Origin of the sequence: Virgibacillus natechei, assembly GCF_026013645.1 — a bacterium.
GTDB lineage: Bacteria > Bacillota > Bacilli > Bacillales > Amphibacillaceae > Virgibacillus_L > Virgibacillus_L natechei.
Window position 1 is genome coordinate 78,775 of record NZ_CP110224.1, and the last position, 25,190, is coordinate 103,964.

Genomic DNA, 25,190 nt, shown 5'->3' on the forward strand with positions numbered 1-25,190 from the left:
ATTTATGCCACCTCATATCCTATGATATCCATATCCTCATCATCTGAATAAATTGGTTCTATCTCAAATTCTTCCTCACTTGCTACCATGTTATATTCCCCTGTACATATCCAACAGTTATTAAATTTTTCTCCATTCCATCCGTGCAAAGCATATACGGTTCCGTCAATTTCCACTAAATCAATATCCTTATCGTTCCACCAAGTTCCAACATTTTTAAAGTTTGTCATTTTAATTTCCTCCTAATTTTTATTTGAGAGGCCGAAGCCCCTCGTTTTATATCTTATCTACACTTACAGGCTTATCCCAATCCTCTACCATTTCCTGCTCATCTTCTATTAGATCCCAGTTCTCAACAACTTCCCATTCAACTTCATATTCGTTGCCTTCTCGGTCGATTCCGTGAGCTTTGTAAATTGGCGTTTCGTCAGCAAGACCATCGATGTATGCTTGTTGCGTAAGTGCTATTTCTGTTGTAACGACTTCCTGAGTTCGTTCTGCTAATTTATCACCGCCGTTATTAGCAGCGCCTGTGCTTGTTGCTCTTGTTCCCGTTACCCCTCTAATCGCCCCGTGTTGTTTTTTTGCTCCCTCGAATTCTCTTATGCTTTCTAAACTGTTTGCGAAAATGTCTTCCATTTTATTTCCTCCTTTAATTTGTGTTTCCTAACTTTCTATACTCTTAGTGTATCATGTCTTGTCATGACATGCAAGTGTTTTATTTATTTTCTTTTATATATTTTTCAATCCACAATCTTATGAGCGCTGATGGATTCTGGGCATTTGATTTTGCTATGTCTTGAAACTCTTTCCTTAAAGACTCAGGTATTCTTGCTTGAACATGTACGCTTTTTTCGGTCATGATGATCAATCCTTTCTTTTTTTACAAGGGAGGTAAACATTATGCTCCTTTTAGTACATCGTTTCTTTTTTGTTGCAAATAAACTTTAGCTTTACCTATTTTGATTTGCATTGCCTTGGTAGCTCCCTCGATATTTTGCGGAGTTGCCTTTGCCATAAGTACATCAACGTCGATGACTGGTGTGTTTTTGTTATGCTCTTTAGCTTTTAAAGATAACTCTTTATATTGCTCCAACGCACTTTTGAAATTATCAAGCTGTAACTGGTAACGGTCTGTTTGGCCTTTAGCTTCTTTCCAAGCCATCTTAAGTGCTTCACTTAGATACTCACTAACTTTCCCACCATGATTATTTTGACCCCATTTTGCGATTTCCCAAGCTCTCTTCATAATGTTTTTCATTTTTATTTCCTCCCTTGTTTGACTGTAAATAAATTATATCATGGTTTGTCATGACGGTCAAGGGATAAGCGAAAACTTTTTAAATTTATTTTCAAACAAAAGAAAAAGACCGCTATTGCGATCTATAATGCCTTGATGTTTTCTTACTATTTAATTTACCGCATACAATGCAGCGATCATCATATATACTAAACCTGTGTTTTTTAAATACTTTGCAGTCAATGATCCATCTAAATTTCATACTTTACCTCCATTGGTCACCACATTGGTCACCGATTAGTCGAAATGAATTGAAACAAACTAAAACTAAAACACACTATTATATAGAAGGAACGCATTTATATAGTGTTTCCATTATCGATTGAAACATGATAAAATGATTCTTATCGGTTTCCTAAACCATGCGTCGCAGGTTCGAATCCTGCCGGGGCCACTTTCAATGCATGTTACCTACCTTGATTTTAGAAAACTTGGCATTGGCCAAGCCCCTAGGCGAATGTTCTAGCCCGCACTTATGCAGTAGGAAAATCTAAACGCTCCTATCTGCCAAGAAATAATTCATTTCCTTATTTAATCCCATAGATTTACAACAAGAGAGGATGTACTGATTATGAGTCTTACGAAAAAAATTCTTATCGCCCTTATTTTAGGGGGTATTGTTGGTATAGGTTTTACCTTTGCACCGTCAGAAGTATTTTCGCCTATTGACACGTATGCATTAACGCCGGTTGGGCAAATATTTTTAAACCTGATCATGATGATTGTTGTACCGATTGTGTTTGTATCTATCGTCTTAGGTACAGCTGGTTTAGGTGATCCAACAAAGCTTGGAAAAATCGGGTTGCAGACGATTGGTTTTTATTTAGTTACCACTGCAGCAGCATTAGTTATTGGGCTTGGGGTGGCTTATGTGCTTCAACCTGGTACGGAGGGAACATTTGATGTAGAAAACGCGAATTTTGAAGCAGAATCCACCCCACCGGTCATGGAGACGCTGATCAATATTATTCCGGATAACCCAATTGAAGCACTTGCCACCGGGGATATGTTGCAGATTATTGCCTTTGCTATATTCATTGGAATAGCACTTGCCTTTCTGGGTGAGAAAACGGCTGGAATTTATCGGTTGTTTGAACAGGTGAATGAGATTTTGATTTGGCTGGTTAATGTTATAATGAAAACAGCACCATACGGGGCGTTTGCTCTGATTGCATCAGCGATTGGTAGTGCTGGTTTGGATGCAGTTGGGTCCATGGCGATGTATATGGTTGCGGTGGTATTAGCATTAATTATACATGCGGCTGTTACGTATAGTTTGGCAATTTGGGGAATTGGAAAGGCAAGCCCAATTAAATTTTATAAAGGGTTTTTCCCTGCCATGTCAGTAGGATTTAGTACGTCCAGCTCCAGTGCTACGCTACCTATTTCCATGAAAACGGCTCAGGAAAGTTTGGGAGTCAAAAAGTCTATTAGCAGCTTTGTCCAGCCATTAGGTGCAACTATTAATATGGATGGAACCGCTATTATGCAGGCTGTTGCAACTGTGTTTATTTCTCAAGTCTATGGTATTCCATTAGGTTTCACTGAAATTATCATCATTATATTAACTGCAACACTCGCAAGCGTAGGAACAGCAGGAGTTCCGAGTGTAGGATTAATCATGCTTGCTATGGTATTGCAGCAAATTGGCTTACCGGTAGAGGGGATTGCATTAATTATCGGTGTTGACCGCTTACTGGATATGCTTCGTACATCCTTAAATATTACAGGGGATGCAACAGCCGCATATATCATCTCGGAAAGTGATAAGCGTAAGGAAGCGAAAACAGCTCAATCCACAAAATAATTAGAAAGAGCCCGCACTTATGCAAACAGGAAATTCTTCCTTGCTAAACAAAGACCGCCTTTATCGATAAAGGCGGTCTTTGTTAATAGTTAGGCTTTTAACAATCGTCAGTCGGTTATCACCTAAATATAAATTGGCTAGTTTTATCAGTATTTGTCCTATGCTACTCGAGCGAATCACTTTAAAAATGTCACTAAATGTTCTAAAATGGAAAATACGTTACCAAAATGTTTAAAAAATTTGTTTTTGTAATCGATTGCAATTTTATAAAAGAGGTGATTGGATGGAACTACAAAAAATTTCCGCAAGACAAGGGAATCATAATTTGCAAAACTATGAGAAAATGCGTGAGACGTTTAACTGGGAGGATATACAAAAGAACTTCAGCTGGAATGAAACGGGCAAAGTAAATATGGCGCATGAAGCGGTAGACCGCCATGCGCAGAATCCTGATAAAAAGAATCAAGTTGCTTTATCCTATTCTGCTCCGGACCGGGAAGAGGATATAACATTTGAGCAACTTTCCATTTCCAGTAATCGATTCGCAAACGTATTGAAAAAATACAATGTAAAAAAAGGGGATCGTATTTTCTTATTTATGCCGAGAATTCCAGAGTTCTATGCGGCTTTTTTTGGGATATTAAAAACTGGTGCGATTGCAGGACCCTTGTTTGAAGCCTTTATGGAACAGGCCATTCGTGATCGCCTTCAGGATAGTGAAGCCAGTGTGCTTATTACGACCCCAGACTTATTAGGCAGAGTGCCGCAAGAGGATCTACCGGATCTTGAAAAAATCATCCTCGTTGGCGATCACAATGAAAATTCGGATACGTATATAGATTATCAGGAGGAAATGAAATCGGCATCGCCAGATTTTGCGATCGAATGGGTTGAATTAGAGGATGGCATGCTGATTCATTATACATCTGGTTCTACTGGGAAGCCTAAGGGTGTTTATCATGTACACAATGCGATGATTCAGCAATATGCTACCGCTGATTGGGTGCTTGATCTTAAAGAAGGCGATGTCTATTGGTGTACCGCAGATCCTGGTTGGGTTACCGGGACAAGCTACGGCATATTTGCCCCATGGCTAAAAGGGGTTACGAATGTTGTCCGCGGTGGTCGTTTTACACCGGAGGACTGGTATGGCACACTCGACAAATATAACGTAAACGTATGGTATACAGCACCGACAGCATTAAGGAAGCTTTTAAGTGCCGGTGAAGAGGCTGTGAAAAAGCATGACTTATCATCCTTAAGACATATGCTGAGTGTTGGTGAACCGTTGAATCCAGAAGTTGTTACATGGGGATTAGATGCATTTGGTTTGCGTATCCATGATACATGGTGGATGACGGAAACGGGTGCACAACTTATTGTGAACCTTCCGTCAGAAGAGATTCGTCCAGGATCAATGGGTAAACCGATTCCTGGAATAGAAGCTTCCATTGTTGATAATGAAGGAAATGAAGTCCCACCAAATCAAATGGGGAACTTGGCCATTAAAGAGGGATGGCCGGCGATGATGCGTGCCGTTTGGAATAACCCAAGCAAGTTTGAAAGCTATTTTATAAATGGCTGGTATGTATCAGGAGACAGTGCCTATAAAGATGAAGATGGTTACTTCTGGTTCCAGGGTCGTTTGGACGATGTGATTAACACTTCGGGTGAACGCGTTGGTCCGTTTGAAGTAGAAAGTAAGTTAATTGAACACCAGGCTGTTGCAGAAGCAGGTGTGATTGGAAAACCACACCCAGAGCGCGGAGAAATTGTTAAAGCATTTATTACATTAAATGAAGGCCATGAGAAATCCGATGAACTGTTAGAAGAGGTTCGCCAATTCGTAAAAACAGGACTAAGTGCACATGCTGCACCACGAGAGATGGAATTTACGGATAGCATTCCCAAAACACGTAGTGGTAAAATCATGCGCCGCCTCCTGAAGTCATGGGAGTTAGGCTTACCTACAGGAGATACATCGACGTTAGAGGAATAGGGAGTATAAAACTTTGATTTTCGTCATCTTATTGGCTGGCGGAGGTCGAAGTTTTTCTTTATGCAGATCGGAAACGATAAAATATTCTTACTGCATACATGCAGCTAGAAGTAGCTTAAGAATGGAGAGGAAAAAACAAGCATGAATTATGTTGATGAGGCAGATGATCCTGTTCATATATATCCAAGAACATCCATTCTGATGCAGCCTGGTGACATCATTTATTCGCATAAAACGGGGTTGTCTTCATTTATCGTTGGACATGAAGGGATCGTTGGCGAGGATTTTAAAATTTACCATGTAAATAGCAGAGGCAGATACGGCCACTCCGATAGTATGCCCATCTACCTCAGCAGACATAAAAAAGGGGAGAAGCTAACCATATTAAGAAATAAAGATGCCGAGATTGCTAGACAGGCTGCCAAATGGGCAAAAAGAAATATTGAAAATGTGACAAGGTATACGTATTCGAGAAACCTGGCAGATGTAGAAAGGAACTATTGCTCTAAATTCGTTTGGCAGGCTTATTTTTATGGAAGTGAAGGGGAAATTGACCTCACTGATCGGGGGAGTGAGGTCAATGTAAAGCGCTATATAACACCAACGCATATTTATCGGAATTTGGTGGTGATTGGGCACTTTACGAACAACTTGTATCATCGGTGAAAATTGTACAATTCGACGTGAGAGCTGGACCGTAAACACATAACATCTCAATCACTTTTTTAAAAGATAAGAAAGCATATCATCTTATTCCTTATGCTGTAATATCTTCCGCCGGACCGAAAATTTCAAAGTGGAGGTCCGTATCTGCTACATGATAGTTTCTTAAGTTTTGGTAAACGGTACGCATGAACCCTTTTGGCCCACAGAAGTAAAAAGCAGCGTCATGTGTTGGAAGAATGTTTGCTAGCCATTCGTAATCAATATGTCCTTCTTTATCATAAACGTCTTCTGCAGATGGACTGTCATATACGGTATAGCTTGTAACTTGATCATGGGTTTGTGTAATTTCCTGTACACGTTCTTTCATCGCATGGATATTACCGGATTTCGCGGCATGAATAAAGACTACTTCACGATTTGGCTGTTCTTTAATCACTGTTTCAAGCATACTAATCATCGGTGTTAGTCCCACACCACCACTCATTAAAATTAATGGCCTTGTATCTTCTTGATCAAGAACGAAGTCCCCAGATGGTGCGCTAATCGGTAGAATGCTTCCTTCTTCCATTTTTGCATGCAAGAAATTAGATACGATACCTGCAGGATTATCACCCATTGGATCTTCGCGTTTTACGCTGATTCGATACATGTCTTCTCCAGGTGCGCAAGATAGGCTATATTGACGTAAATGCGTATAAGGTTGCCCCTCAATAGTAGCTTTTACGGTAATATATTGGCCTGGTTGATAGGCAGGAAAGGCTTTCCCATCTTCGGGTTCTAAATAAAATGAGGTAATAACATCACTCTCTACTACCTTTTTCATTACTTTAAAGTTACGGAAATCAATCCACCCGCCGGGACTATTTTGAACCGCTTTATACATTTCTTTTTCAACGTTGATAAATACATCCGCGATAACACCATAAGCCTTTTCCCAAGCATTGATGATGTCATCAGTAGCAGCATCTCCCAGCACATCTTTGATCCCTAATAATAAATATTTTCCAACGATCGGATAATGTTCTGGCTTAATATTCAGGCTTTTATGCTTCTGAGCAATTTGTTTCACTACCGGTAAAATTTCTTCCAGGTTATCAATATGCAGGGCTGCTGCGTACACCGTGTTTGCAAGCGCTTTCGGTTGATCCCCTTTTCGCTGATTTGTCAGGTTAAAAATGTTTTTTAATTCCGGATGATCTTCAAGCATGAGTTCATAAAATCGTTTTGTTATTGCATTCCCATGTTCTTGCAAAACTGGTACAGTTGCTTTTACAATGTCTCTCGTTTCTTTGTCTAATCCTACAGTAGTTTCAGTTGTCATAACAATGCACTCCCTTAAAGTAATTAAACATGTATTTCGTATACATGTTTATTGTATATGAAATGTAACAACTGTATCAATAGTATAAACGAGTTCTGTGTTACAATATTGTGAATAGATGTGTACAAGGAGAATTTAAATGCAATTAAAAAAATATACCGATTACGCATTACGCGTACTCATTTTAACTGGAATGAAACAAGATGGAGCGTTAGCGAGTATAAAGGAGATTTCTGAAGTATATAATATTTCCCAGCATCACGTAGGGAAAATTGTTTTTGAGCTAAATAAAATGGAACTTTTGGAAACAATCAGAGGAAGGAATGGGGGCATTCGACTGGCAAAACCAGCTGAGGAAATCAATGTCGGCCTCATTGTAAGACAGCTTGAAAATGACTTTGCTTTATTGGAGTGTTTTGACCATGGCACCAATCACTGTGTCATATCTCCAGGCTGTACGTTGAAACATGCACTAAATAAGGCGCTTCATGCATTTTTCCAGGTGCTTGATCAGTATACGATAAAAGACTTAGTAGCGAATGAAAGTGAATTGCGTGAACTGATGGGAATGAAATAATAAGTTTCGATCCTGTACAAATGGGAATACTCATTATGTAGACGTATTAAAAGGAGCGGATTATTTATGGGTAAGAAAATAGCAACCGTCATCACAGATTTATTCGAGGATGTTGAATATACAGATCCAGTCAAGGCTTTTAAGGATGATGGACATGAGGTTATTACAATTGAAAAGGAAAAAGGAAAAGATGTAACAGGAAAAAGTGACGACACAAAAGTTACCATTGATCAGGGGATCGATGACGTAAATCCGAGTGATTTTGACGCATTATTTATTCCAGGTGGTTTCTCACCGGATCAATTACGTGCAGACGACCGGTTTGTAAAATTTGCCAAGCATTTCATGGATGAGAAGAAACCTGTCTTCGCTATTTGCCATGGACCACAATTATTAATCACAGCAAAAACGTTAGAAGGCCGTGATGCAACTGGATTTAAATCCATTCAGGTTGACATGGAATATGCTGGTGCGAAAGTAGTTGATAAAGAGGTCGTTGTTTGTCAGAACCAATTGGTAACAAGTCGTCAGCCAGATGACATTCCAGCATTTAATCGTGAATCGGTTAACCTACTCAAATAAGTATAAAACCCCCTAATCGCAAGTTAGCGGTTAGGGGGTTTTTCTAATTGCATAGGAAACTATAGAATTTAAATGCTGGGGGATAACTTATATGCTGGAATATCCACGTCCAGCTCCAGCGCCCAGCAACTATCAAACTTCACACTCCTCCACTACGATAAAGAAGACTTACTGATTGCCAAGCCGGAGGCGTAGGCAGAAGTAAAGTCGCACTTATGCCCTGTGGGTGAAAAGAAGACTTACTGATTGCCAAGCCGGAGGCGTAGGCAGAAGTAAAGTCGCACTTATGCCCTGTGGGTGAAAAGAAGACTTACTGATTGCCAAGCCGGAGGCGTAGGCAGAAGTAAAGTCGCACTTATGCCCTGTGGGTGAAAAGAAGACTTACTGATTGCCAAGCCGGAGGCGTAGGCAGAAGTAAAGTCGCACTTATGCCCTGTAGGTGAAAAGAAGACTTGCCGATTGGCTCCGCCAGAGGCTTAGTCGCACTTATACCCTTGCGGTGAAAGTCAACATCTACTCCCTTCGTTTAAGGAAGGCCGACTAAAACCGGGCTTGCGCTCAGGCGTCGGCATACCCCTATGAAGGGGCATGTTTCCTTTTCGCTTTCCAAGCATAAGATTCACTTTGACTTTCGCCACTACTGGCGATAAGTCAAGTTCATCTAATCTCATTGCGGGGTGGAAGTTCAACTAAAACCGCCACTTTGCGTGGCAACGTTGAACCACCCGCGATGCGCGGGCGCAGTTTGTACGTTGCTAAACGGGCGCTTGCGCTTTTGTTCTCTATTCAAGTTTTGTAATGTTAAATTGATCCTGTAGTAATAGCCAGTTCTGCGGAAAGGCCAGACCCAGCTTCCAATAAGCAATTCCAAGCAGGTCCAATTCACGAATCAAATCGAACTTTGCCTGGATCGACCTAGCATCTTCAAACCATACCTCATGTCGGTTTCCTTGTGCATCTGTATATAAATAAAATGGTGCGTGTGCTGTCTGGTCAAATTCAATTGCTACGTTTTGTTCACGGGCTCTTGTTATCGCTTGTTGTGGACTGATGGCTTCAGCTAGTTCTCCCCCTTCTTCAAATGGTAGCGTCCAATCATATCCATATAAGTTTTGGCCGAGTAAGATTTTTTCAGAAGGCATTACGGATAGGGCAAACTCTACTACTTCACGAACCTGGTCGATGGGGGAGACAGCCATTGCGGGGCCACCACCATACCCCCATTCATACGTCATTAATACGACAAAATCAGCAATTTCCCCGTGAGCTGCGTAGTCATGGGCTTCATACCATGCCCCTTCTTGTTCAGGATCGGTTTTAGGTGCTAATGCAGTAGACATTAATAAGCCTGCATTAGCTATACGTTGTTTGGCGGTTCGCAGGAAATTATTATATGCTTCTCTATCGTCTGGCGGTAAAAATTCAAAATCGAAATGTATATCTGTAAACCCAGCCGTCGTTGCTGTATTAATCACACTGTCTATCAATGTGTTTTGAACAGCTTGAACCGTTAAAATGATATGGCCTAATTCAGCACTGAACGCGCCCTCTTCCAAATTAGTGACAACAAGCATGAGAGACGCATTATTGTTATTTGCAATTTGTGGCAGGTTACCAAGCGGAGGTGCTGTTAGCGTTCCATCACGATTAACATTGTAGCTGAAAAGCGCAAGATAGGTTAAATAGGGTGCATTTTTCGATGTGGCGTTTTCCAGTGTTTCCGAAACGGCATCGCCCATCGGTTCAACATAGGCATTCGTTGTAATAGCCCTTGTTGGTCTAGGTGGGATATATAATCGGTATCCAACCGGCAGTATATTACCTACAGGGAAATTATTTAGTTGTGCTAATTCCTGATAGGACATATCAAACTGCTGTGCAATTGAATAAAGACTGTCATTAGGTTGAACGAAATAAAATTGGCCAACAATAGGGACGACAATTGTCTGCCCGATAACAAGATTATCAGGGGCAGTTAGCTCATTTGCATCTGTCAGTGCAGTCGTCGTTGTATTGTACGTATTGGCTATCGCAGTTAACGTATCTCCCTGTTGCACAACATGTATTTGCAAAAAATCTCCTCCTTTATGTGACGTGTTACTATCACTTTATGAGGAGAAGTAATAAGATATAACTGTTAAATTGGTTCGATATTTGCCTTCATCACGGTTCGCATGAGGTATAACGCATATTCACTCCCTTCCTTTTCCTCAGAAGCCATGCAATTTTCTGGAATGTGCATATCAAAGTCGTACATGTACGCATCTTTTGCCGTAAATAAAATACATATATCTCCAGCAATGCCAGCCATAATAAGATGCGTCTTATTTAATTCATTTAGCAAGGATTGGAGCGGTGTCTGGAAAAATGCTGAGTGTTGTGGTTTAATGATAAAATAGTCATCTTTGTCAGGCTTTAATGTGTCAATAACCTGTTTGCTTCGTTCATTTTTACAGCGGTCGATAATTTTATTGAAATCGGCTTGCCATAAGCCATAATGGTCATTAATATAGATTGTAGGCAAATTATTTTTCTTGGCAAAATCCCTTAATTTTTTCATGTTTGGCAAAATTTCGTCGGTATGTTTCAGCAGATTCTCCCCACCATCAAAGTCAAAGTCGTTAATAACATCGACAAATAACACAGCCGTATTTTCAAGTGATTGTTTCATCGAATTCTCCTTTATGAATAGAAACGTATGGGTAGTATTATTCCCTTTTTCCTCTTTTAAAAACTATTACAGAAATGTTGTGACCAATATGACAGACGAAAAATTCATACATGTAGCGATGGAAGAAGCTAAAAAGGCACGTGAAATAGATGAAGTTCCGATTGGCGCAGTCATTGTATATGAAGGTGAAGTAATCGCCACTGGATATAATGTGCGCGAAACGTCACAAGAAACCCTGTCCCATGCTGAGCTGATTGCTATCCAAGAAGCAAACAGGAAAATCGGCAGCTGGCGCTTGGAGGATTGTACATTATATGTGACGCTTGAGCCCTGCCCGATGTGTGCAGGCGCAATTGTACAATCACGAATAAAGCGCGTTGTCTACGGTGCACCTGACCCGAAAGCAGGCTGCGGGGGCACGTTAATGAATCTGCTGGATGAGGAGCGGTTCAATCATCAGGTGGAGGTAACGCGCGGCGTGCTGGAAGAGGAGTGTGGACAGTTGTTGACGGCTTTTTTTAGGGAGCTTAGGAGGAAGAAGGGGAAAGAATAAAGGCTAATCCTTCTCAATCTAGAAAGAATATGTACAGCTTCAAAATAGCGATGAACTGTACATATTTAATGGTCATTTGTTCAATTTTAAAGATAATACAATGAATTAATACTTACCTTTTATTTTGCATACCATGGTGAATTTTAATAACTTTATCTTCCGTAAGGCCAGTGGATTCCACCACAAATTCAACACCCATGCCTTTTGCCAAAAGTCTGTGGGCAACTTCACCTAATCTTTCCTCAGCCATTTCCTCGGCTTTTTCCTCAGCCCTTTCCTCAGCCCTTTCCTCAGCCCTTTCCTCAGCCCTTTCTTCTACTTCCTTAGCCTTTTGTTCAGCTTCCTCTACTTGTCGCTGTGCCCATAATTGGACATCCCGTCGTCCTGCTTCGTCATCCATAATCTGTTTGAAGCGGGATTCATATGCAAGCCTTTGTTCCTGAGTAGTGCTCAATTCTTCCCAGTGCTCGAAAGCTTTATACAATGTCTCGTCATTCATGGCAATAGCCTCCAGTTCCTTATAAATATCATCGTAAACTTTCTTGTTTTTATGATCAACCATGCCAAGCATCAAAAGCCATCTTGCTAACACGCTGCTCCATGGATTTAGATCGTCATTTTTCCAGGCCTTTATTAACTTGCCCATCTCAATAAAATGAAATTCCATCACATTCGTCAGTTTGAATAGGTCTTCATCTTCATACAGATGATAGGACGTATGAAAACGTTCTGTTTGATCAAAGAGCTTGTAGTTAAGAATATTTATTGCGATTACGGGATTCAGCTCCGTATATCCCATACCCTTTTCAAGTGGCTCTGAGTATACTTTGGACCAATAGTAGATAGAACGTTTGATCATGTTGTGTTGATCCGAAAATTGAATTTCGACGTTGATACGCTCATTCGCATCCGTAATGACTAACAAATCCAATCTTGACTGTTTATCATCAACATATTCTCCGCCTAACTCTATATTCGTAAATAAAATATCTTTAATGGAGTTCCTACCTGTTGTTTGCAAGATCGCATTCAAAAATACAACCGTAATATCTTTGTTTTTTTCATTTCCAAAGAGTTGCTTGAAGGCGAAATCCACCTTTAAGTCCATCAGTTGTTCTAGCGGTATGCGTTTTAGTAACTGTGATCTTTTGCGTTTTTGCTTGGAGTATTCAGTTCGGTCTTCTCTTACTTGAGTAACTGTAGTATAATCAGTGGTTTTTTTATCATGTGGTCCAGCCAGTGTCATTCCAACACTTCCTTTGGTTATGTGAAGACTTACCGAGGTGTCTAACTAATTGTATTATATCAAAATTCAGACATATTAACAAGCGCTTCACCTTGTTAATCTCAAATGTTGATTTACCCAAGAGGACGGTAGGCTGGGGGCAAATTCGAGCCTATCTAGGGTAATCGTAAAAGCCGAGTCGAGTTTTAAATCACTATCGTCAAAATTATTTGATGAAGGCTGCTTATTCCTACCCTTTCACCAACTTAGCCATATAAGACATCGCCTCACCCAAAGGTGCATTTTCCCAGTATTCCCAGGTTTCATAATCCATCGCTCCACCTGGCTGTATATCGACTAGCTTTAGCCCCGTAGTTTCCAGTAACAGCTGTAAATCTTTGGGAGAGTAACATTTCAAGGATTGTGTTATCTGCTTATTATCGGAATCAAACCATGTATCAAGCATTCGAGAGCCAGCAAAATCATAATTATATTTTCTAGAAGCAGAACCGAACTTCATTTCCTGCCCTGCATTACTCGACCAGTACCACGGAGTATAAATATCAATTAACGCACAGCCATCTGAATTCAGCCACTCACTGATTCGCTTTAGTAACCGTCTCTGGTCCTGATCCCCTCCAATCCCAAATCCATCTAAATAACAAACTACATCATACGTTTCAGAGAGTTCAAGTTGATAAAAATCATCACATACAGTTGAAAGCTTCCCTTTTAGTACGTACTCTTGCTGTAATTTTCTCATATGCTTCACTAATGTAGGCACTAATTCCACTGCTGTAACATTATATCCCCTCTTGGCAGCTGTTACCGAAAATTCGCCCGAACCGGCACCTAACTCTAAAATGGAACGGAATGGCCGATCAGCAAAAGTTTCTACCTTATTTAGTTTTTCTTCATGGTTTGCCTCTATCCCTGAACCATTACCTTTCATTAGTTGAAATTGCTTTTCGTAAAATTGATGAATCCATTCCATGCTGATCGCTCTCCTTCTTTATATTTCCATATTTCATAGAGAGTTCAGACCAATGAATTATAAAATAACATAGACTCTCCCGGTGTTTAAAAAGTAAAAATATTCATACTCCATATTAAATGCTATTTCGCAAGTAGAGTCAACATTTCATTTCCATAAATTTGCACCTAAACATCATTGCATTTTCTCCTTAAAATAGTTATAATTGATATTGTCGTGCTAAGCGGGGAGGTAGCGGTGCCCTGTACTCGCAATCCGCTATAGCGAGGTCGAATTCCCACCCGAGGTGAGGCGTCTTTATGGTCTGCCTTAAGGGAGTGGTGTTGACACTTAGGTCCTGCGCAACAGGAACCCATGAATTCTGTCAGGTCCGGAAGGAAGCAGCAGTAAGTGGTGCTTTCTGTGTGCCGCGGGGAAGCCTGGGTAGAGCCATGAACTTAAGTAACGCATAGGGACGTCACATCAACGGTGGGTGCACGGCATACATAATGGAAGGAACCCTTGTCAATGTCGAATTGGCAAGGGTTTTTCTGTGTTTGTAACTCTCATGCACCGTGTCAAATACACTCCGCTTTTTCGCATATCTAATCCATTTTTATTTTTTCCAGTAAAGAGACATTTATAAATGATAAAATGTAAATAAAAAGGTATATGTTGTCAATATAATTCAAGGATTGTTTTTTATAACAGGGAAAGAATAGAGGTTGTGAGTAGTTACAAATCGAAATTTGATTTTGTAATTCACTTAACAAAAAATTGAGGAGTGTTTTACCGATGGCAGATAACAATAACAACAACCGTAATAACAACCGTAATAACAACCGTAACAACAATCGTAACAATAACGATAATAACAATGAAGTAAACAACGTCGAGTTCGCTAACGAATTTCTTGATGATAATCAAGATAACAATAATAACAACAACGATAACAACAATAATAATCGCAACCGTAACCGTAATCGCAATAGATAGTCGTAAAACTGAAATAGTTAAAGAGCCTGTATTTAGACTGAATCTAGATACAGGTTCTTTTTTTGGCAAATAGGGAAAATGCTCACTGGCTAAACCCGTCACGTCCTGGAGCTGTGCGTAAATGCTCGCCCCACCGAAAACATTTGTGCGTCGTGAGTGCGGGATTCGGCAATTCGCCTAAAAGTTACTCCAAATCCATAAGAATTTCTAACGTCGCTAAGTTTTACTTAAACATTTCTATTTCAAGTGCAGGTCTTTTACCAATACGATCCTTATATATTTTGTAAGTTCCGACATATTCTTTTGAAACATAGGGTGATGTCATGGCTAAAAGGAGTGCACCATAATTAAGGTCAAATCGCAACTCGTCTCCTACTTTTAAATTTGCTTTCTTCATGTTAAGAACAGTGTGGTCACTGCTTGATCCAATAATATCAATATCTAATCTTGGTGTAAGCCCTGATACGAGGATATCTTGAGATCCTACTCCCATAATAGCCCTTTTCATTTGTCCGATATCTTGAAATTGAGGGCGCTTGCCAAATGCATCCTGACCTATTTCTCCATAGGGAACGGATGGTTTTGATTTTAATTCAATGATCTCTGAAACCAATGTAAAAGCATCTGTATATAAACCAGGTATCACCATTCGATTTAGTGTTTCACGTCCCAAATAGATAGACTCACCAAGTCTTAGGTTATTGATTTTCTCCGTGTCAGAGGTGGACATGAACCAATTGTAATTAGCTGAGTTACCTCCTGATACAAAGGAAAGAGGTAACCTGAATTTTTCCTCCATGGTTTCCGCCAGTGAAGATAATTGGCGTATGTTTTCTCCACTTGGTTTTACACCACCAAAGCAAGCAAAGTTCGCGCCTATACCAACAATTTCAATCCCGGATAGGTTCAATACTTCTTTAATGAATTCCTCAAGTGTGTCGGGCATAATACCTTCGCGTAGGTCTCCCATCTCTATCATAAGGATAATTTTATGGCGGATATTGGAATCAATAGCTTTTGCTGAAAGTTTTTTAATGACGGCTAATTCTGTATTCATGCTGATGTCAACGTGTTTAATAACAGAGCTTACCTCACTAATAGCTGGTGACCGTAGTAGAACAAATTGTGCGGTGATACCTGCTTCGCGCATTCTCTTTATATTTTTCAATTTGGAATCTGCAAGCGTATGGATGCCTTGATTTACAAGAGCGTTAGCAACAGCAGGTTCTCCACAAACTGTTTTCGTAACGGCCATGATCCCGATACCTTTTGAGTCATATAATCGGACTAAATTTTTTGCATTATGTGCGATTTTTGCAAGGTTGATTTCAATTCTAGGTGTACCAAGTTGGCTCAATTAACAAGCACTTTCTTCTGTTTGCCTTTAAGTTCGGGGTAGCTTTTGAAAATGCTATCTATTAACTTATCGCATCCATGGGTGAGAACATCCGTTGATGGCAAATTCAATTGTGTTTCATTTTGTTTGATTTCTTCTTCAACCTCTTTATCCGTCATATCTTCATGGTTGATCGTAGTGGCGATGACCTTTGATATTTTTGAGTAGGCCTCAATAAGCTCTATTTCACCTTTTAAGGTTGGCATTTCCATAAAATTAAAATCGCCAAGGAATTTACGTTTTGGAGCGTGCTGAACAATAACCGCCCCAGGCCTCGATCCTCTTATAATTGCATTGGAGCTAATATAGGCAGGGTGACTTAATGCGCCTTGTCCTTCAACAATGATAATGTCGGGATTTTCCGTATCATGCGCTTTCATAATTTCATTCTCTATTTCACCTGTAATGAATTGGGAAGGAAGTGCGTCTACCGCAATACCGTATTTTGCACCTTGGATTAATCCAGTTTGCCCTGTTGTTATAAAGGCAGTCTTTATACCTTTTTTGTTTAAAGCTTCTTCTAGCAGAACGGATGTGGTTCGTTTGCCGATGGCGCTGTCTGTTCCAAGTATTGTTATGACAGGGGTTTCGATGTGTAGGATTCGCCCTGTGAAAAGATGCATATCTTTTTTGTGGGGAGGCTTTCTTACGTCCGTAATCGTAACGTTAAATTGTTTGGAGTGCTTTACAAACTCTTCATCATCTGTAAAGAATTCATGGAGTGTGTTTACAATATTCATTCCGTTTTCCATGGCACGTAAGACGATGTTTCTTTCATCACTTTTCAGAAAGGCTTCAGATGGGGCTATCCCATATATAAATTGGGCAGGTGTTGTGGGTAAATTCTTAAGCGCATGATCGAGACTTGCGAATACAGGAATACCGTTTTTCTCTCCACTTAGTAATTCACCTGTATCCATGCCAACCTTCGTACTGTCAATGACACCTTGAATTTGATATTTTCTCGAACTTCTAACCAGTCCGTTAGCTGTCTTTCCGTCCATTTTCCCGAAGTTGTTTTCACAATAAATAATTGCAGTTTCTTTCATCGACCTTACCTCCATTAGTGTTCATGTTTCTATTATTATGGGTATAAAGTAAAAAAATTCCATTTAGATACATAAAAAACACCTTTGTAATATTTTCGAGGGCTGGTAGGCGATTGCCAAGACGCTGAAAAAGTCCAAGGTGTTCTTTTGCTGTATCCAGTTTTACTCCCTATCACCCAGTATAGCATAGTTTAACGAATTTGAAAAAATTTGGTGATAATTAGCAAGAAAATTAATATTTAGATATCTTTAAAAAAGGTGCAATTATTCCATTGATTAGAATTGCTGCTCAGCAAATAATGATCGATCCAATAACGATAATGTTCTATTAGAAACAGCTCTGTTTAGAATCTACAATCGAATAAACTCCCAAAAAGGGCATTACCTCGAACTTTCATAAATGTTTTACCCTCAAGGTTCACATTTACCCCTTAAATCGGGTATAATTGCAAGAGAGATCCTAAAGGGGAAAATATACTATGAGTTATCAAGCGTTATACCGCGTCTGGCGGCCAAGAAACTTTGCTGACGTTGTGGGACAAACACATATTACACGTACACTTCAGAATGCGATTTCGCAGGAGAAGTTTTCACATGCGTACCTTTTTTCTGGCCCGAGGGGGACCGGGAAAACAAGTGCCGCGAAGATTTTCGCGAAAACAATCAACTGTGAGCATTCGCCTGTGAATGAGCCATGCAATGAATGTGATGCATGTCGTGGCATTCAAGATGGTTCAATTTCAGATGTCATTGAAATTGATGCCGCATCTAACACGAGCGTTGAGGATATTCGTGATATCCGTGATAAAGTAAAATATGCTTCAAGCTCAGTTCCATATAAAGTATATATTATTGATGAAGTGCACATGATCTCAACGAGTGCATTCAATGCGCTGTTAAAAACGCTTGAGGAACCACCGAATCATGTTGTATTTATTTTAGCAACAACAGAACCGCATAAAATTCCACTAACGATTCTTTCCAGGTGTCAGCGCTTTGACTTTAAGCCGATTTCCAATCAATCGATTGTTGATCGTATGCATACAATCCTTGAAGCAGAGGACATTTCCGTTTCATCTGATGCAATGGAAACTGTTGCTTTAACTGCAGAAGGTGGGATGCGTGATGCATTAAGTATTCTCGATCAGGCTATTTCGTACAGTGAGGAAACCGTTGAATTAGATGACGTGTTAGCTGTAACCGGCGGCGTTTCTCAGGAAATCCTGACAGATATGGTAAAAGCAATGCATGAAAAGGATGTGCAGCACGCTCTCGGGCGCTTAGATACATTAATCCAAAGCGGAAAAGATCCAGGACGTTTCGTGTATGATCTGATATACTTTATGCGTGATCTATTATTATATAAAAGCTCACCATCCTTGGAGGGACTATTGGAGCGAGCAAGAGTGGGTGAAAGTTTCCAAGCGCTGACTGAATCTGTATCGATAGACTGGATACAAGATGCGATTATGCAATTAAATCAGTGTCAGCAGGAAATTAAATGGACGAATAGCCCGAAAGTATTTATTGAAATTGCACTATTAACCATTACAAATCGGTATCATGAACAAGAACAGACAGCTAGTAGTATTGATTCCGAGGCGGTTACAAGGTTAACGAATAAAATGGCACAATTGGAAAAAGAACTAACCATGTTAAAAGAAAAGCCTGTTGAGCATGCGCAGCCAGCACCCCAACAACGGGAACAACGAAAACCACAATCCAGAGGGGCGAAAAACAGTTATAAAATACCCATTGAACGAATTCGAGATGTACTGAGACAAGCTGAAAAGGCGGAACTTAAAAATGTACAGTCACAATGGGCGAACTTTTTAAGCAAGTTAAAGACGACAAATGCACCTGCACATGCTACCATTCAGGATAGTAAACCAGTTGCTGCATCTAATCAAGCACTTGTCGTGTCCTTTAAATATGAAATACATTGTTCCTTGTTTCTAGATAACCAGGAAACAATTGAATCCGTACTCGTAAGTGTGATGGATAAAAGTGTAACCATCATTGCAATCCCAGAAAAAGATTGGACTCAGTTACGCACGGAATATATCAATAATCAAGAGAAGACAGAATCGAACCCTCAGGAAGAGGAAGAAGTGCAAGCAGATCCGTTTGTGGAAGAAGCAAGAAAGCTTGTGGGAGACGATCTACTGGAAATACATGATTAAATGAACCCATGTATCTGGAGAAAATAAGCAAATTACGTAAAGGAGGTATTTTCCATGAAGGGAAATATGAATAATATGATGAAGCAAATGCAAAAGATGCAAAAGCAAATGACGAAGGCACAAGAAGAACTGCATGAGTTAAGTTTCGAGGCGTCTGCAGGTGGCGGAATGGTTACCGTGACTGCAAACGGGAAAAAGGAAATTATCGATGTTCAAATTAAGGAAGAAGTCGTCGATTCTGATGATGTCGAAATGTTACAAGACCTTGTTCTTGCAGCAACGAATGATGTGCTTAAACAAATTGAGGACAAAACAAATGACACAATGGGACAATTCACGAAAGGGCTAAACATGCCGGGAATGTTCTAGGAGGCGCAACCTGATGTATTATCCAGAACCGATTTCTAAACTGATTGACAGTTTTACAAAATTGCCGGGGATCGGACCGAAAACGGCAGTCCGTCTGGCTTTTTTTGTATTAAATATGAAAGATGATGATGTCATGGATTTTGCGAAAAACTTGGTAAGTGCAAAGCGGGAGCTAACACATTGCTCCACGTGCGGCCATATTACCGATCAGGATCCATGCGCCATTTGCCAGGACACGTCACGTGATCAATCCATTATTTGTGTCGTGCAGGATCCAAAAGACGTCATTGCGATGGAAAAGATGAAAGAATTCCATGGAAAATACCATGTTCTTCACGGTGCTATATCTCCTATGGATGGAATTGGCCCGGAAGACATCAATGTTCCTGATTTGATTACTCGTTTAAAAGATGAAGAAGTGAAAGAACTGATCTTAGCAACAAACCCAAACATTGAAGGGGAAGCTACAGCTATGTATATTTCACGTCTTGTTAGACCATCCGGGATTAAAACGACACGAATTGCACATGGTCTACCCGTTGGTGGAGATTTAGAGTATGCGGATGAAGTAACATTATCAAAGGCATTAGAGGGTAGAAGAGATCTATAGGAGTTAGGTGAAGGACATGGGGAAAATAAACAAAAAAGATGTGGACGGGGAATTGTTAGATGCCATTTTTACGTTGGAACGTGAATGGAAGCAAATCGAGTCGATTGTAGAGAAAAGCATTGAACCCTCACACAGCAGCCACCAGATGGAAGCACTGGCACAGGCTAAGTATTTATTTTTACTGCGTGAAGCAAGGCATCGAAAGGTTAGCGCGCTACAGCGGGTGTGATTGATAGATTAATAGATAGGACAGCTAAGGCAAGGGGTGTAGGATTACTTTCCCTTGTCTTTTTCACTTTACTTAATGTGGTGGTAATCTCAAGTGAAATTTTCTTTTGGAAGTGACATTCTTTTTGGAGTGGTGATCAATGTTAGTATGATAATATCTTTGCTCTAAATTTACCGATTGAGGATAACACCATAATAGAAAGGGGCATAACCTATTATGAAAAAATGGCTGATGATTTTGATTCCTATCATTGTTATTGGACTTGGTGCGTTTCTTATTGTTAACTTCATGAATTCCACAACTTTTGAAGAGGAAATTTCAGATTTGGCTGATGAGTTTGGAGAAATCAGTGAAATTATTGTTTATGAGCATAGCGGAAATCAAGTAAGTGATGAAAGTGTAGTATTAGATGAACAAGAAGAAATTTATCACTTCCTCGATGCCCCATCAGGCATGGAGTTGAAACATGTATCCAGTCAACCTGTTGATTGGGTATATAGTTTAGTAGTCTTTAGGGAGGAATCTCAGACTCGACAAGTTTTCTTCATTGCTGAAAATGAAATAGGAATGGGTGGTAATTATTATGAGGTAAACGGTCAAAATGAGCTTATAGAATATATTGACAATGCTGATCTTGATTGGAGAGACCCTTCTAATAACTAACTTATTAATGATAAATATGAAAAAACTCTGTGACAGGCCTTCCTTTACCAGATGTATGATAATGGAAGGCCTCTTAATAGATATTACAATTCAATCCATCCAGTTTTCCGTTTGAAAACGTTGTACTATCCAGTCAACCCCCTCTGTTGCAGCGTCGCCCTTAACTCTTTTAAATCTTGGTAATCTCTGCGTAACCATTTATCATCCATGGAAACTTCCTCCAACTCAGCATAAATGTCATATAGACAATTATTTTTCCAAATCTCGCTGTATTCCCATCACTCTATCCCTGGGCAAACCAGTAGATTCGGCAACAAGTTCAACTTCGATCCCATGTAATAAGAGTCGGCGGGCAGTTGCTTTTTTTGACTTCATTACTGCTTCCTTTTTTATTTGACTTATTTTTTTCTCTTTTTGCCTTATTTCTTCCTTACCACGTTCTATCTCTTGTGCAAGCAAATCCATATCACGTTGGAAAGATTCCTCATCCATAATACGTTTCAAACGCGATTCATAAGCAAGTTTTTGTTCCTGCGTCATGCTTAACTCTTCCCAATTCTGGAAGGCTTCACGCAATGATTCGTCTTTCATGGCTATCTCCTCCAGTTCCGCATAAATGTCGTCATAGATTTTCTTGTTCCTGTGATCAACCATGCCAAGCATCAAGAGCCATCTGGCCAAAACACTATTCCATGGATCCAATTTGTCGTCTTTCCAAGCTTGTATTAATTTCCCCATTTCTATAAAGTGGTATTCCATCATATCCGTCAGCTCAAATTGCTCTTCATCCTCGTACAAATGATAGGAGGTATGGAAGCGCTCTGTTTGTTTAAAAAGGTCAAAATTAAGAATGTTAATCGCAATGACCGGGCGCAATTGTTTATAGGACATCCCTTTTCCAAGCGGGTTTAGATAGGCCCTGGACCAGTAGAAGATAGAGCGGTTAATCATATCGTATTTATTCCCAAATTGCATTTCTACATTAATCCATTCATCAGCATCCGTAACCACCATTAAATCTAATCTTGACTCCTTATCATCAACATATTCCCCACCTAATTCCGTATTCGCAAATGAAATATCTTTGATCCGGCTTCTGCCTGTTTTTTGAAGAATTGCGTTTAAAAATACGACCGTGATGGCTTTATTCTTTTCATTCCCAAAGAGTTGTTTAAATGATGACAATAGGTAAAGCTTTGAAGTTATCTCCGCTTTTTCCCCTGTCCCACACCGTGCGTGCGACTTTCATCGCACACGGCGTTCCATCTTTTAATTGTTTTTTTAACTGATAGATTCTAAGTTACACATCTTACGATAAATGTTAATTTTTACTAAGTCCCCACTACCAACTTTTTGTTCTTCTATATACTTTTTAATAGTTGCTTTATTGGTGGCATGAATGAGTACGTGTAAGGATTTATGGATGATTCTTAAATTCTTAAATACATCAAGCCCACCAAGCTTTACTGGCAAATAGTGATGACAATGAACCAGTTCGGCTGGAAGAAACCTTCCAGTAATTTCGCATTTCCCACTTCTCATACTATATCTGCTAATACGATTATCAATATATTCTATATTCCTTGTGGAAATATTTGATTTCATTAGTTTGATAATCTCCTGATATACATCAATATTAATGTTCTTATGTATACCTGCTCTTCCTTTTTCGGTATATGGCGTTTGCCACTGAGAAAAACTCCGTAATATCTGGTGTTTAATATCTGCCAAAGGATAGAGGTATACTCCATTAACTTTATAGGCCTTGATTGATGTCTTATAATACCTAGAGTATGTGGGAGGGGGTCTATTAGGGTAATCATATACTCCAATTTGTTTAAAGCGATTGTATAAACTTCTGCTTAGGCAATATGCAATTTCTCGAAATTCTTTACACACATGTGTAGCTGCCTTGCTATAATTATGGATGCCTAAAACCCAACTGTTAAAAAGCATTGCATTATTGGCAGTTGGTATTTTTTGAAGTTGCTTGATTCTTTTTAAACCTTCCGCTTTATAAGCTTCTTTTTTCTTTTTACTCAGACGTGAGTGAACGACTCGTTTATTACCTTTTTGTACAGCTCTAATTGTAAACCCTAAGAATTCCGAACTTCGTTTTCTTAAATTAACAATTTGAGACTTTTCCTCGGAAATGTTTAACTTTAAGCGTTCGTTTATATAAAGTTCAACCGCATGGTACCATTTTTGGGCAGTTTTCCAATCTCTACATAGTATTTTGAAATCATCTGCATATCTGACGATATATCCTTCTTTTAAACCCGTCTTTTTAAGAGCCTTAAATTTCCCGCTAATATTTGCATATTCATGATGGGTTTCAAAACATTCCCATTGACCCGAAACCCATTTGTCCACATCATGTAAAACAATATTTGATAGTAAAGGGGAGAGAATACCTCCCTGCGGGGTGCCCTTCGAAGGCACACCTTCGCCAGCTATTTCCGCTTTCAACATTTTGCTTATAATTCGTAGAATTTTTCTATCCTGAACACCAAAATTCCATAGTTGCTTTAATAATAAACTATGGTTCACATTATCAAAGAAACCTTTAATATCAATATCAACTACATAATGTAAGTTGCTTCGATTAATTAAACGATTCATTCTTGCAATAGCATCATGTGTAGAGCGGAGTGGTCTAAATCCATAAGAATGTTTAAAAAATTGAGCTTCACATATAGGTTCAAGAAATTGTTTAATAGATTGTTGTATAATTCTGTCACTCATACTTGGTATACCTAAAGGGCGTTTATCTCCATTTGCTTTCGGAATATATACTCTACGCACCTTCATAGGTTGGTAATTTGCAACCCTTTTTTGAATTAAATTTACAAGCTGCTCTTCCGACATGGACTTAAAGTCGTTAATTGTACGACCGTCTGTCCCCGCTGTTTTCGAACCCTTGTTATTCTTAATTGTACGATATGCTAATAAAATATTCTCTCTTGAAGTTATCTTGTCATATAATCTATTAAATGAGTTCCCAGCTTTCGCCTGTTCATACAATTCATCAAAACAGTTTGTTAGACCGTAATATTCCCAATATCGTAATTGCGTTTGCATAATGGACCATCCCCTTTCTTAGAGATGATTTCCCATCTTCTGACCAGACCCCTGCAATTCACTTTTAGAATACCAATCGAACAATAAAAGACTTGGGGTTGTTCCTCCACCTCCATTACAGAAGTTTCAACGGTCGTACCCCTACTCTTGTAAAGACAAATACATTTCGGCGTTTCACCTTATAGTAACCGCTTGGCTGACAGACCTTTTAAGCGTCCCTTACTTTCCTTGTTCCTTTTATTTTAGCTTTCCATTATATCCTTAGGTGTTTCCTCTGAGCCTGTGAATTTAGCAGCACCTTTGTTTGCTGGATGAATTTCATAACTACGATTCTTACTTTTCATCAACTCACCTAGCTTATTACTAGCAGTAGTTTTCATCTACTGTAATCGTCTAGACCCGTACATTCGGAAATTCGTCAGTCTTTAATTAGTCATTCTCACCATAGATGTTTTATAGCCACCCGGCTTATTACTAACCATACCTTCTTCAGACTCAATGGCTTTAGGTCAGCTTCAGCCGACTTTACCTAGCTTCACACCATCAATCTCTGTCCAGATTAAACGCATGTAGGAGTATCAGTGTAGATGTTTTGAAAAACATGGTTTTCGCATTCCATCCATCAAATAAAAAGTTAGATTAAAAAGAATTTTTTAACCCCTGTATTTCCTAGTTTAATTCCTAGTTATAACAGAACAAGTCACACCATAATCAACTTTTTAATCCATCAGTTTTTCTAATGGTATGCGTTTGAGTAATTTTGTCCTCTCTCCCTGTTTCTTCTTGATATAATCATTGGGGTCTTCTTTTACCGTGAAAATTATAGCGTCATGTGTAGGTTTTTGATAGTGCAGTTTAGCTAGTGCCATTTTAACACATCCCTTGCGCATTGTGAGGACTTACTGAGGTGTATATCTAATTAAATTATAACACATTTCTG

General features: G+C 39.4%; 26 protein-coding genes and 1 other RNA gene. 12 read left to right on the plus strand and 15 right to left on the minus strand.

The window, feature by feature from the left end:
* Nucleotides 1-2 precede the first annotated feature (2 nt).
* The 4 genes from OLD84_RS00550 to OLD84_RS00565 form a co-directional block, all read right to left on the minus strand.
* A complete protein-coding gene (locus OLD84_RS00550) occupies nt 3-230 on the minus strand; it encodes a hypothetical protein (protein ID WP_209464594.1) in 228 nt (75 codons plus the stop codon).
* 46 nt (nt 231-276) lie between these two features.
* A complete protein-coding gene (locus tag OLD84_RS00555) occupies nt 277-639 on the minus strand; it encodes a hypothetical protein (protein ID WP_245301702.1) in 363 nt (120 codons plus the stop codon).
* Between the two features lie 79 nt (nt 640-718).
* Nucleotides 719-862 carry a hypothetical protein gene (locus OLD84_RS00560; RefSeq protein WP_209464593.1) on the minus strand — a complete coding sequence of 48 codons (144 nt, stop codon included), beginning with the start codon at nt 860-862 and terminating at the stop codon, nt 719-721.
* Between the two features lie 39 nt (nt 863-901).
* A complete protein-coding gene (locus OLD84_RS00565; protein WP_209464592.1) occupies nt 902-1,261 on the minus strand; it encodes a hypothetical protein in 360 nt (119 codons plus the stop codon).
* A 610-nt stretch (nt 1,262-1,871) separates the two neighbouring features.
* Here OLD84_RS00565 and OLD84_RS00570 point away from each other — a divergent pair.
* The 3 genes from OLD84_RS00570 to OLD84_RS00580 all read left to right on the plus strand — a co-directional run bounded on the left by OLD84_RS00570 (nt 1,872) and on the right by OLD84_RS00580 (nt 5,772).
* Complete coding sequence (locus tag OLD84_RS00570; protein ID WP_209463418.1) at nt 1,872-3,107, plus strand: dicarboxylate/amino acid:cation symporter; 1,236 nt, start codon at nt 1,872-1,874, stop codon at nt 3,105-3,107.
* Between the two features lie 283 nt (nt 3,108-3,390).
* Nucleotides 3,391-5,106 carry an acetate--CoA ligase gene (acsA, locus tag OLD84_RS00575; RefSeq protein ID WP_209463419.1) on the plus strand — a complete coding sequence of 572 codons (1,716 nt, stop codon included), beginning with the start codon at nt 3,391-3,393 and terminating at the stop codon, nt 5,104-5,106.
* A gap of 141 nt (nt 5,107-5,247) precedes the next feature.
* The gene (locus tag OLD84_RS00580; protein ID WP_209463420.1) at nt 5,248-5,772 is read left to right on the plus strand and encodes a C40 family peptidase; all 525 of its coding nucleotides are present in this window, start codon (nt 5,248-5,250) and stop codon (nt 5,770-5,772) included.
* A gap of 91 nt (nt 5,773-5,863) precedes the next feature.
* Here OLD84_RS00580 and hmpA read toward each other — a convergent pair whose 3' ends face one another.
* Nucleotides 5,864-7,093 (minus strand): NO-inducible flavohemoprotein, encoded by a 1,230-nt coding sequence (gene hmpA / locus OLD84_RS00585; RefSeq protein ID WP_209463421.1) that lies wholly within the window; start codon nt 7,091-7,093, stop codon nt 5,864-5,866.
* 139 nt (nt 7,094-7,232) lie between these two features.
* Between hmpA and OLD84_RS00590 the strand changes: the two genes are divergently transcribed.
* A complete protein-coding gene (locus tag OLD84_RS00590; RefSeq protein ID WP_209463422.1) occupies nt 7,233-7,670 on the plus strand; it encodes an Rrf2 family transcriptional regulator in 438 nt (145 codons plus the stop codon).
* Between the two features lie 66 nt (nt 7,671-7,736).
* Nucleotides 7,737-8,252 carry a type 1 glutamine amidotransferase domain-containing protein gene (locus OLD84_RS00595; RefSeq protein ID WP_209463423.1) on the plus strand — a complete coding sequence of 172 codons (516 nt, stop codon included), beginning with the start codon at nt 7,737-7,739 and terminating at the stop codon, nt 8,250-8,252.
* A 782-nt stretch (nt 8,253-9,034) separates the two neighbouring features.
* On the opposite strand, the gene OLD84_RS00600 is transcribed toward OLD84_RS00595, so the two are convergent.
* Nucleotides 9,035-10,324 carry a LysM peptidoglycan-binding domain-containing protein gene (locus OLD84_RS00600; protein ID WP_209463424.1) on the minus strand — a complete coding sequence of 430 codons (1,290 nt, stop codon included), beginning with the start codon at nt 10,322-10,324 and terminating at the stop codon, nt 9,035-9,037.
* A 65-nt stretch (nt 10,325-10,389) separates the two neighbouring features.
* A complete protein-coding gene (locus OLD84_RS00605; RefSeq protein ID WP_209463425.1) occupies nt 10,390-10,923 on the minus strand; it encodes a cysteine hydrolase family protein in 534 nt (177 codons plus the stop codon).
* Nucleotides 10,924-11,011: 88 nt separating this feature from the next.
* Between OLD84_RS00605 and tadA the strand changes: the two genes are divergently transcribed.
* A complete protein-coding gene (gene tadA, locus OLD84_RS00610; protein WP_209463426.1) occupies nt 11,012-11,476 on the plus strand; it encodes a tRNA adenosine(34) deaminase TadA in 465 nt (154 codons plus the stop codon).
* Nucleotides 11,477-11,588: 112 nt separating this feature from the next.
* Here tadA and OLD84_RS00615 read toward each other — a convergent pair whose 3' ends face one another.
* Together OLD84_RS00615 and OLD84_RS00620 are read right to left on the minus strand one after the other, a co-directional pair.
* Nucleotides 11,589-12,722, minus strand: coding sequence for an Rpn family recombination-promoting nuclease/putative transposase (locus tag OLD84_RS00615; protein ID WP_209463427.1), 1,134 nt, complete (start codon nt 12,720-12,722; stop codon nt 11,589-11,591).
* Nucleotides 12,723-12,951: 229 nt separating this feature from the next.
* The gene (locus OLD84_RS00620; RefSeq protein WP_209463428.1) at nt 12,952-13,695 is read right to left on the minus strand and encodes an SAM-dependent methyltransferase; all 744 of its coding nucleotides are present in this window, start codon (nt 13,693-13,695) and stop codon (nt 12,952-12,954) included.
* 214 nt (nt 13,696-13,909) lie between these two features.
* Here OLD84_RS00620 and ffs point away from each other — a divergent pair.
* An RNA gene (ffs, locus tag OLD84_RS00625) (signal recognition particle sRNA large type) lies at nt 13,910-14,175 on the plus strand.
* 288 nt (nt 14,176-14,463) lie between these two features.
* On the opposite strand, the gene OLD84_RS00630 is transcribed toward ffs, so the two are convergent.
* From OLD84_RS00630 to OLD84_RS00640, 3 genes are all read right to left on the minus strand, one after another.
* Nucleotides 14,464-14,739 carry a hypothetical protein gene (locus OLD84_RS00630; RefSeq protein ID WP_209463429.1) on the minus strand — a complete coding sequence of 92 codons (276 nt, stop codon included), beginning with the start codon at nt 14,737-14,739 and terminating at the stop codon, nt 14,464-14,466.
* Nucleotides 14,740-14,893: 154 nt separating this feature from the next.
* Nucleotides 14,894-16,027, minus strand: a complete 1,134-nt coding sequence (locus OLD84_RS00635; RefSeq protein WP_209463430.1) for an alanine/ornithine racemase family PLP-dependent enzyme — start codon at nt 16,025-16,027, stop codon at nt 14,894-14,896.
* The gene (locus OLD84_RS00640; RefSeq protein WP_209463431.1) at nt 16,024-17,115 is read right to left on the minus strand and encodes an N-acetyltransferase DgcN family protein; all 1,092 of its coding nucleotides are present in this window, start codon (nt 17,113-17,115) and stop codon (nt 16,024-16,026) included. Before OLD84_RS00640 ends, OLD84_RS00635 begins: the two co-directional genes overlap by 4 nt.
* Nucleotides 17,116-17,594: 479 nt before the next feature.
* Here OLD84_RS00640 and dnaX point away from each other — a divergent pair, with 479 nt between their 5' ends.
* The 5 genes from dnaX to OLD84_RS00665 all read left to right on the plus strand — a co-directional run bounded on the left by dnaX (nt 17,595) and on the right by OLD84_RS00665 (nt 21,169).
* On the plus strand, nt 17,595-19,298 hold the full coding sequence (gene dnaX, locus OLD84_RS00645; RefSeq protein ID WP_209463432.1) for a DNA polymerase III subunit gamma/tau: 1,704 nt from the start codon (nt 17,595-17,597) through the stop codon (nt 19,296-19,298).
* Nucleotides 19,299-19,352: 54 nt separating this feature from the next.
* Nucleotides 19,353-19,667 carry a YbaB/EbfC family nucleoid-associated protein gene (locus OLD84_RS00650; RefSeq protein WP_209463433.1) on the plus strand — a complete coding sequence of 105 codons (315 nt, stop codon included), beginning with the start codon at nt 19,353-19,355 and terminating at the stop codon, nt 19,665-19,667.
* A gap of 13 nt (nt 19,668-19,680) precedes the next feature.
* Entirely contained in the window at nt 19,681-20,277 is a 597-nt protein-coding gene (gene recR / locus OLD84_RS00655) for a recombination mediator RecR (RefSeq protein WP_209463434.1), read from the plus strand.
* A 16-nt stretch (nt 20,278-20,293) separates the two neighbouring features.
* The gene (locus tag OLD84_RS00660; RefSeq protein WP_209463435.1) at nt 20,294-20,506 is read left to right on the plus strand and encodes a YaaL family protein; all 213 of its coding nucleotides are present in this window, start codon (nt 20,294-20,296) and stop codon (nt 20,504-20,506) included.
* 216 nt (nt 20,507-20,722) lie between these two features.
* On the plus strand, nt 20,723-21,169 hold the full coding sequence (locus tag OLD84_RS00665) for a hypothetical protein (protein ID WP_209463436.1): 447 nt from the start codon (nt 20,723-20,725) through the stop codon (nt 21,167-21,169).
* A 249-nt stretch (nt 21,170-21,418) separates the two neighbouring features.
* Here OLD84_RS00665 and OLD84_RS00670 read toward each other — a convergent pair whose 3' ends face one another.
* The 3 genes from OLD84_RS00670 to OLD84_RS00680 all read right to left on the minus strand — a co-directional run bounded on the left by OLD84_RS00670 (nt 21,419) and on the right by OLD84_RS00680 (nt 25,119).
* Nucleotides 21,419-22,354: an Rpn family recombination-promoting nuclease/putative transposase gene (locus OLD84_RS00670; RefSeq protein ID WP_209463437.1), complete on the minus strand. Its 936-nt coding sequence runs from the start codon at nt 22,352-22,354 to the stop codon at nt 21,419-21,421.
* Nucleotides 22,355-22,450: 96 nt separating this feature from the next.
* Nucleotides 22,451-24,250 carry a group II intron reverse transcriptase/maturase gene (gene ltrA / locus OLD84_RS00675; protein WP_209463438.1) on the minus strand — a complete coding sequence of 600 codons (1,800 nt, stop codon included), beginning with the start codon at nt 24,248-24,250 and terminating at the stop codon, nt 22,451-22,453.
* 719 nt (nt 24,251-24,969) lie between these two features.
* Entirely contained in the window at nt 24,970-25,119 is a 150-nt protein-coding gene (locus OLD84_RS00680; RefSeq protein ID WP_209463439.1) for a hypothetical protein, read from the minus strand.
* Nucleotides 25,120-25,190 lie beyond the last annotated feature (71 nt).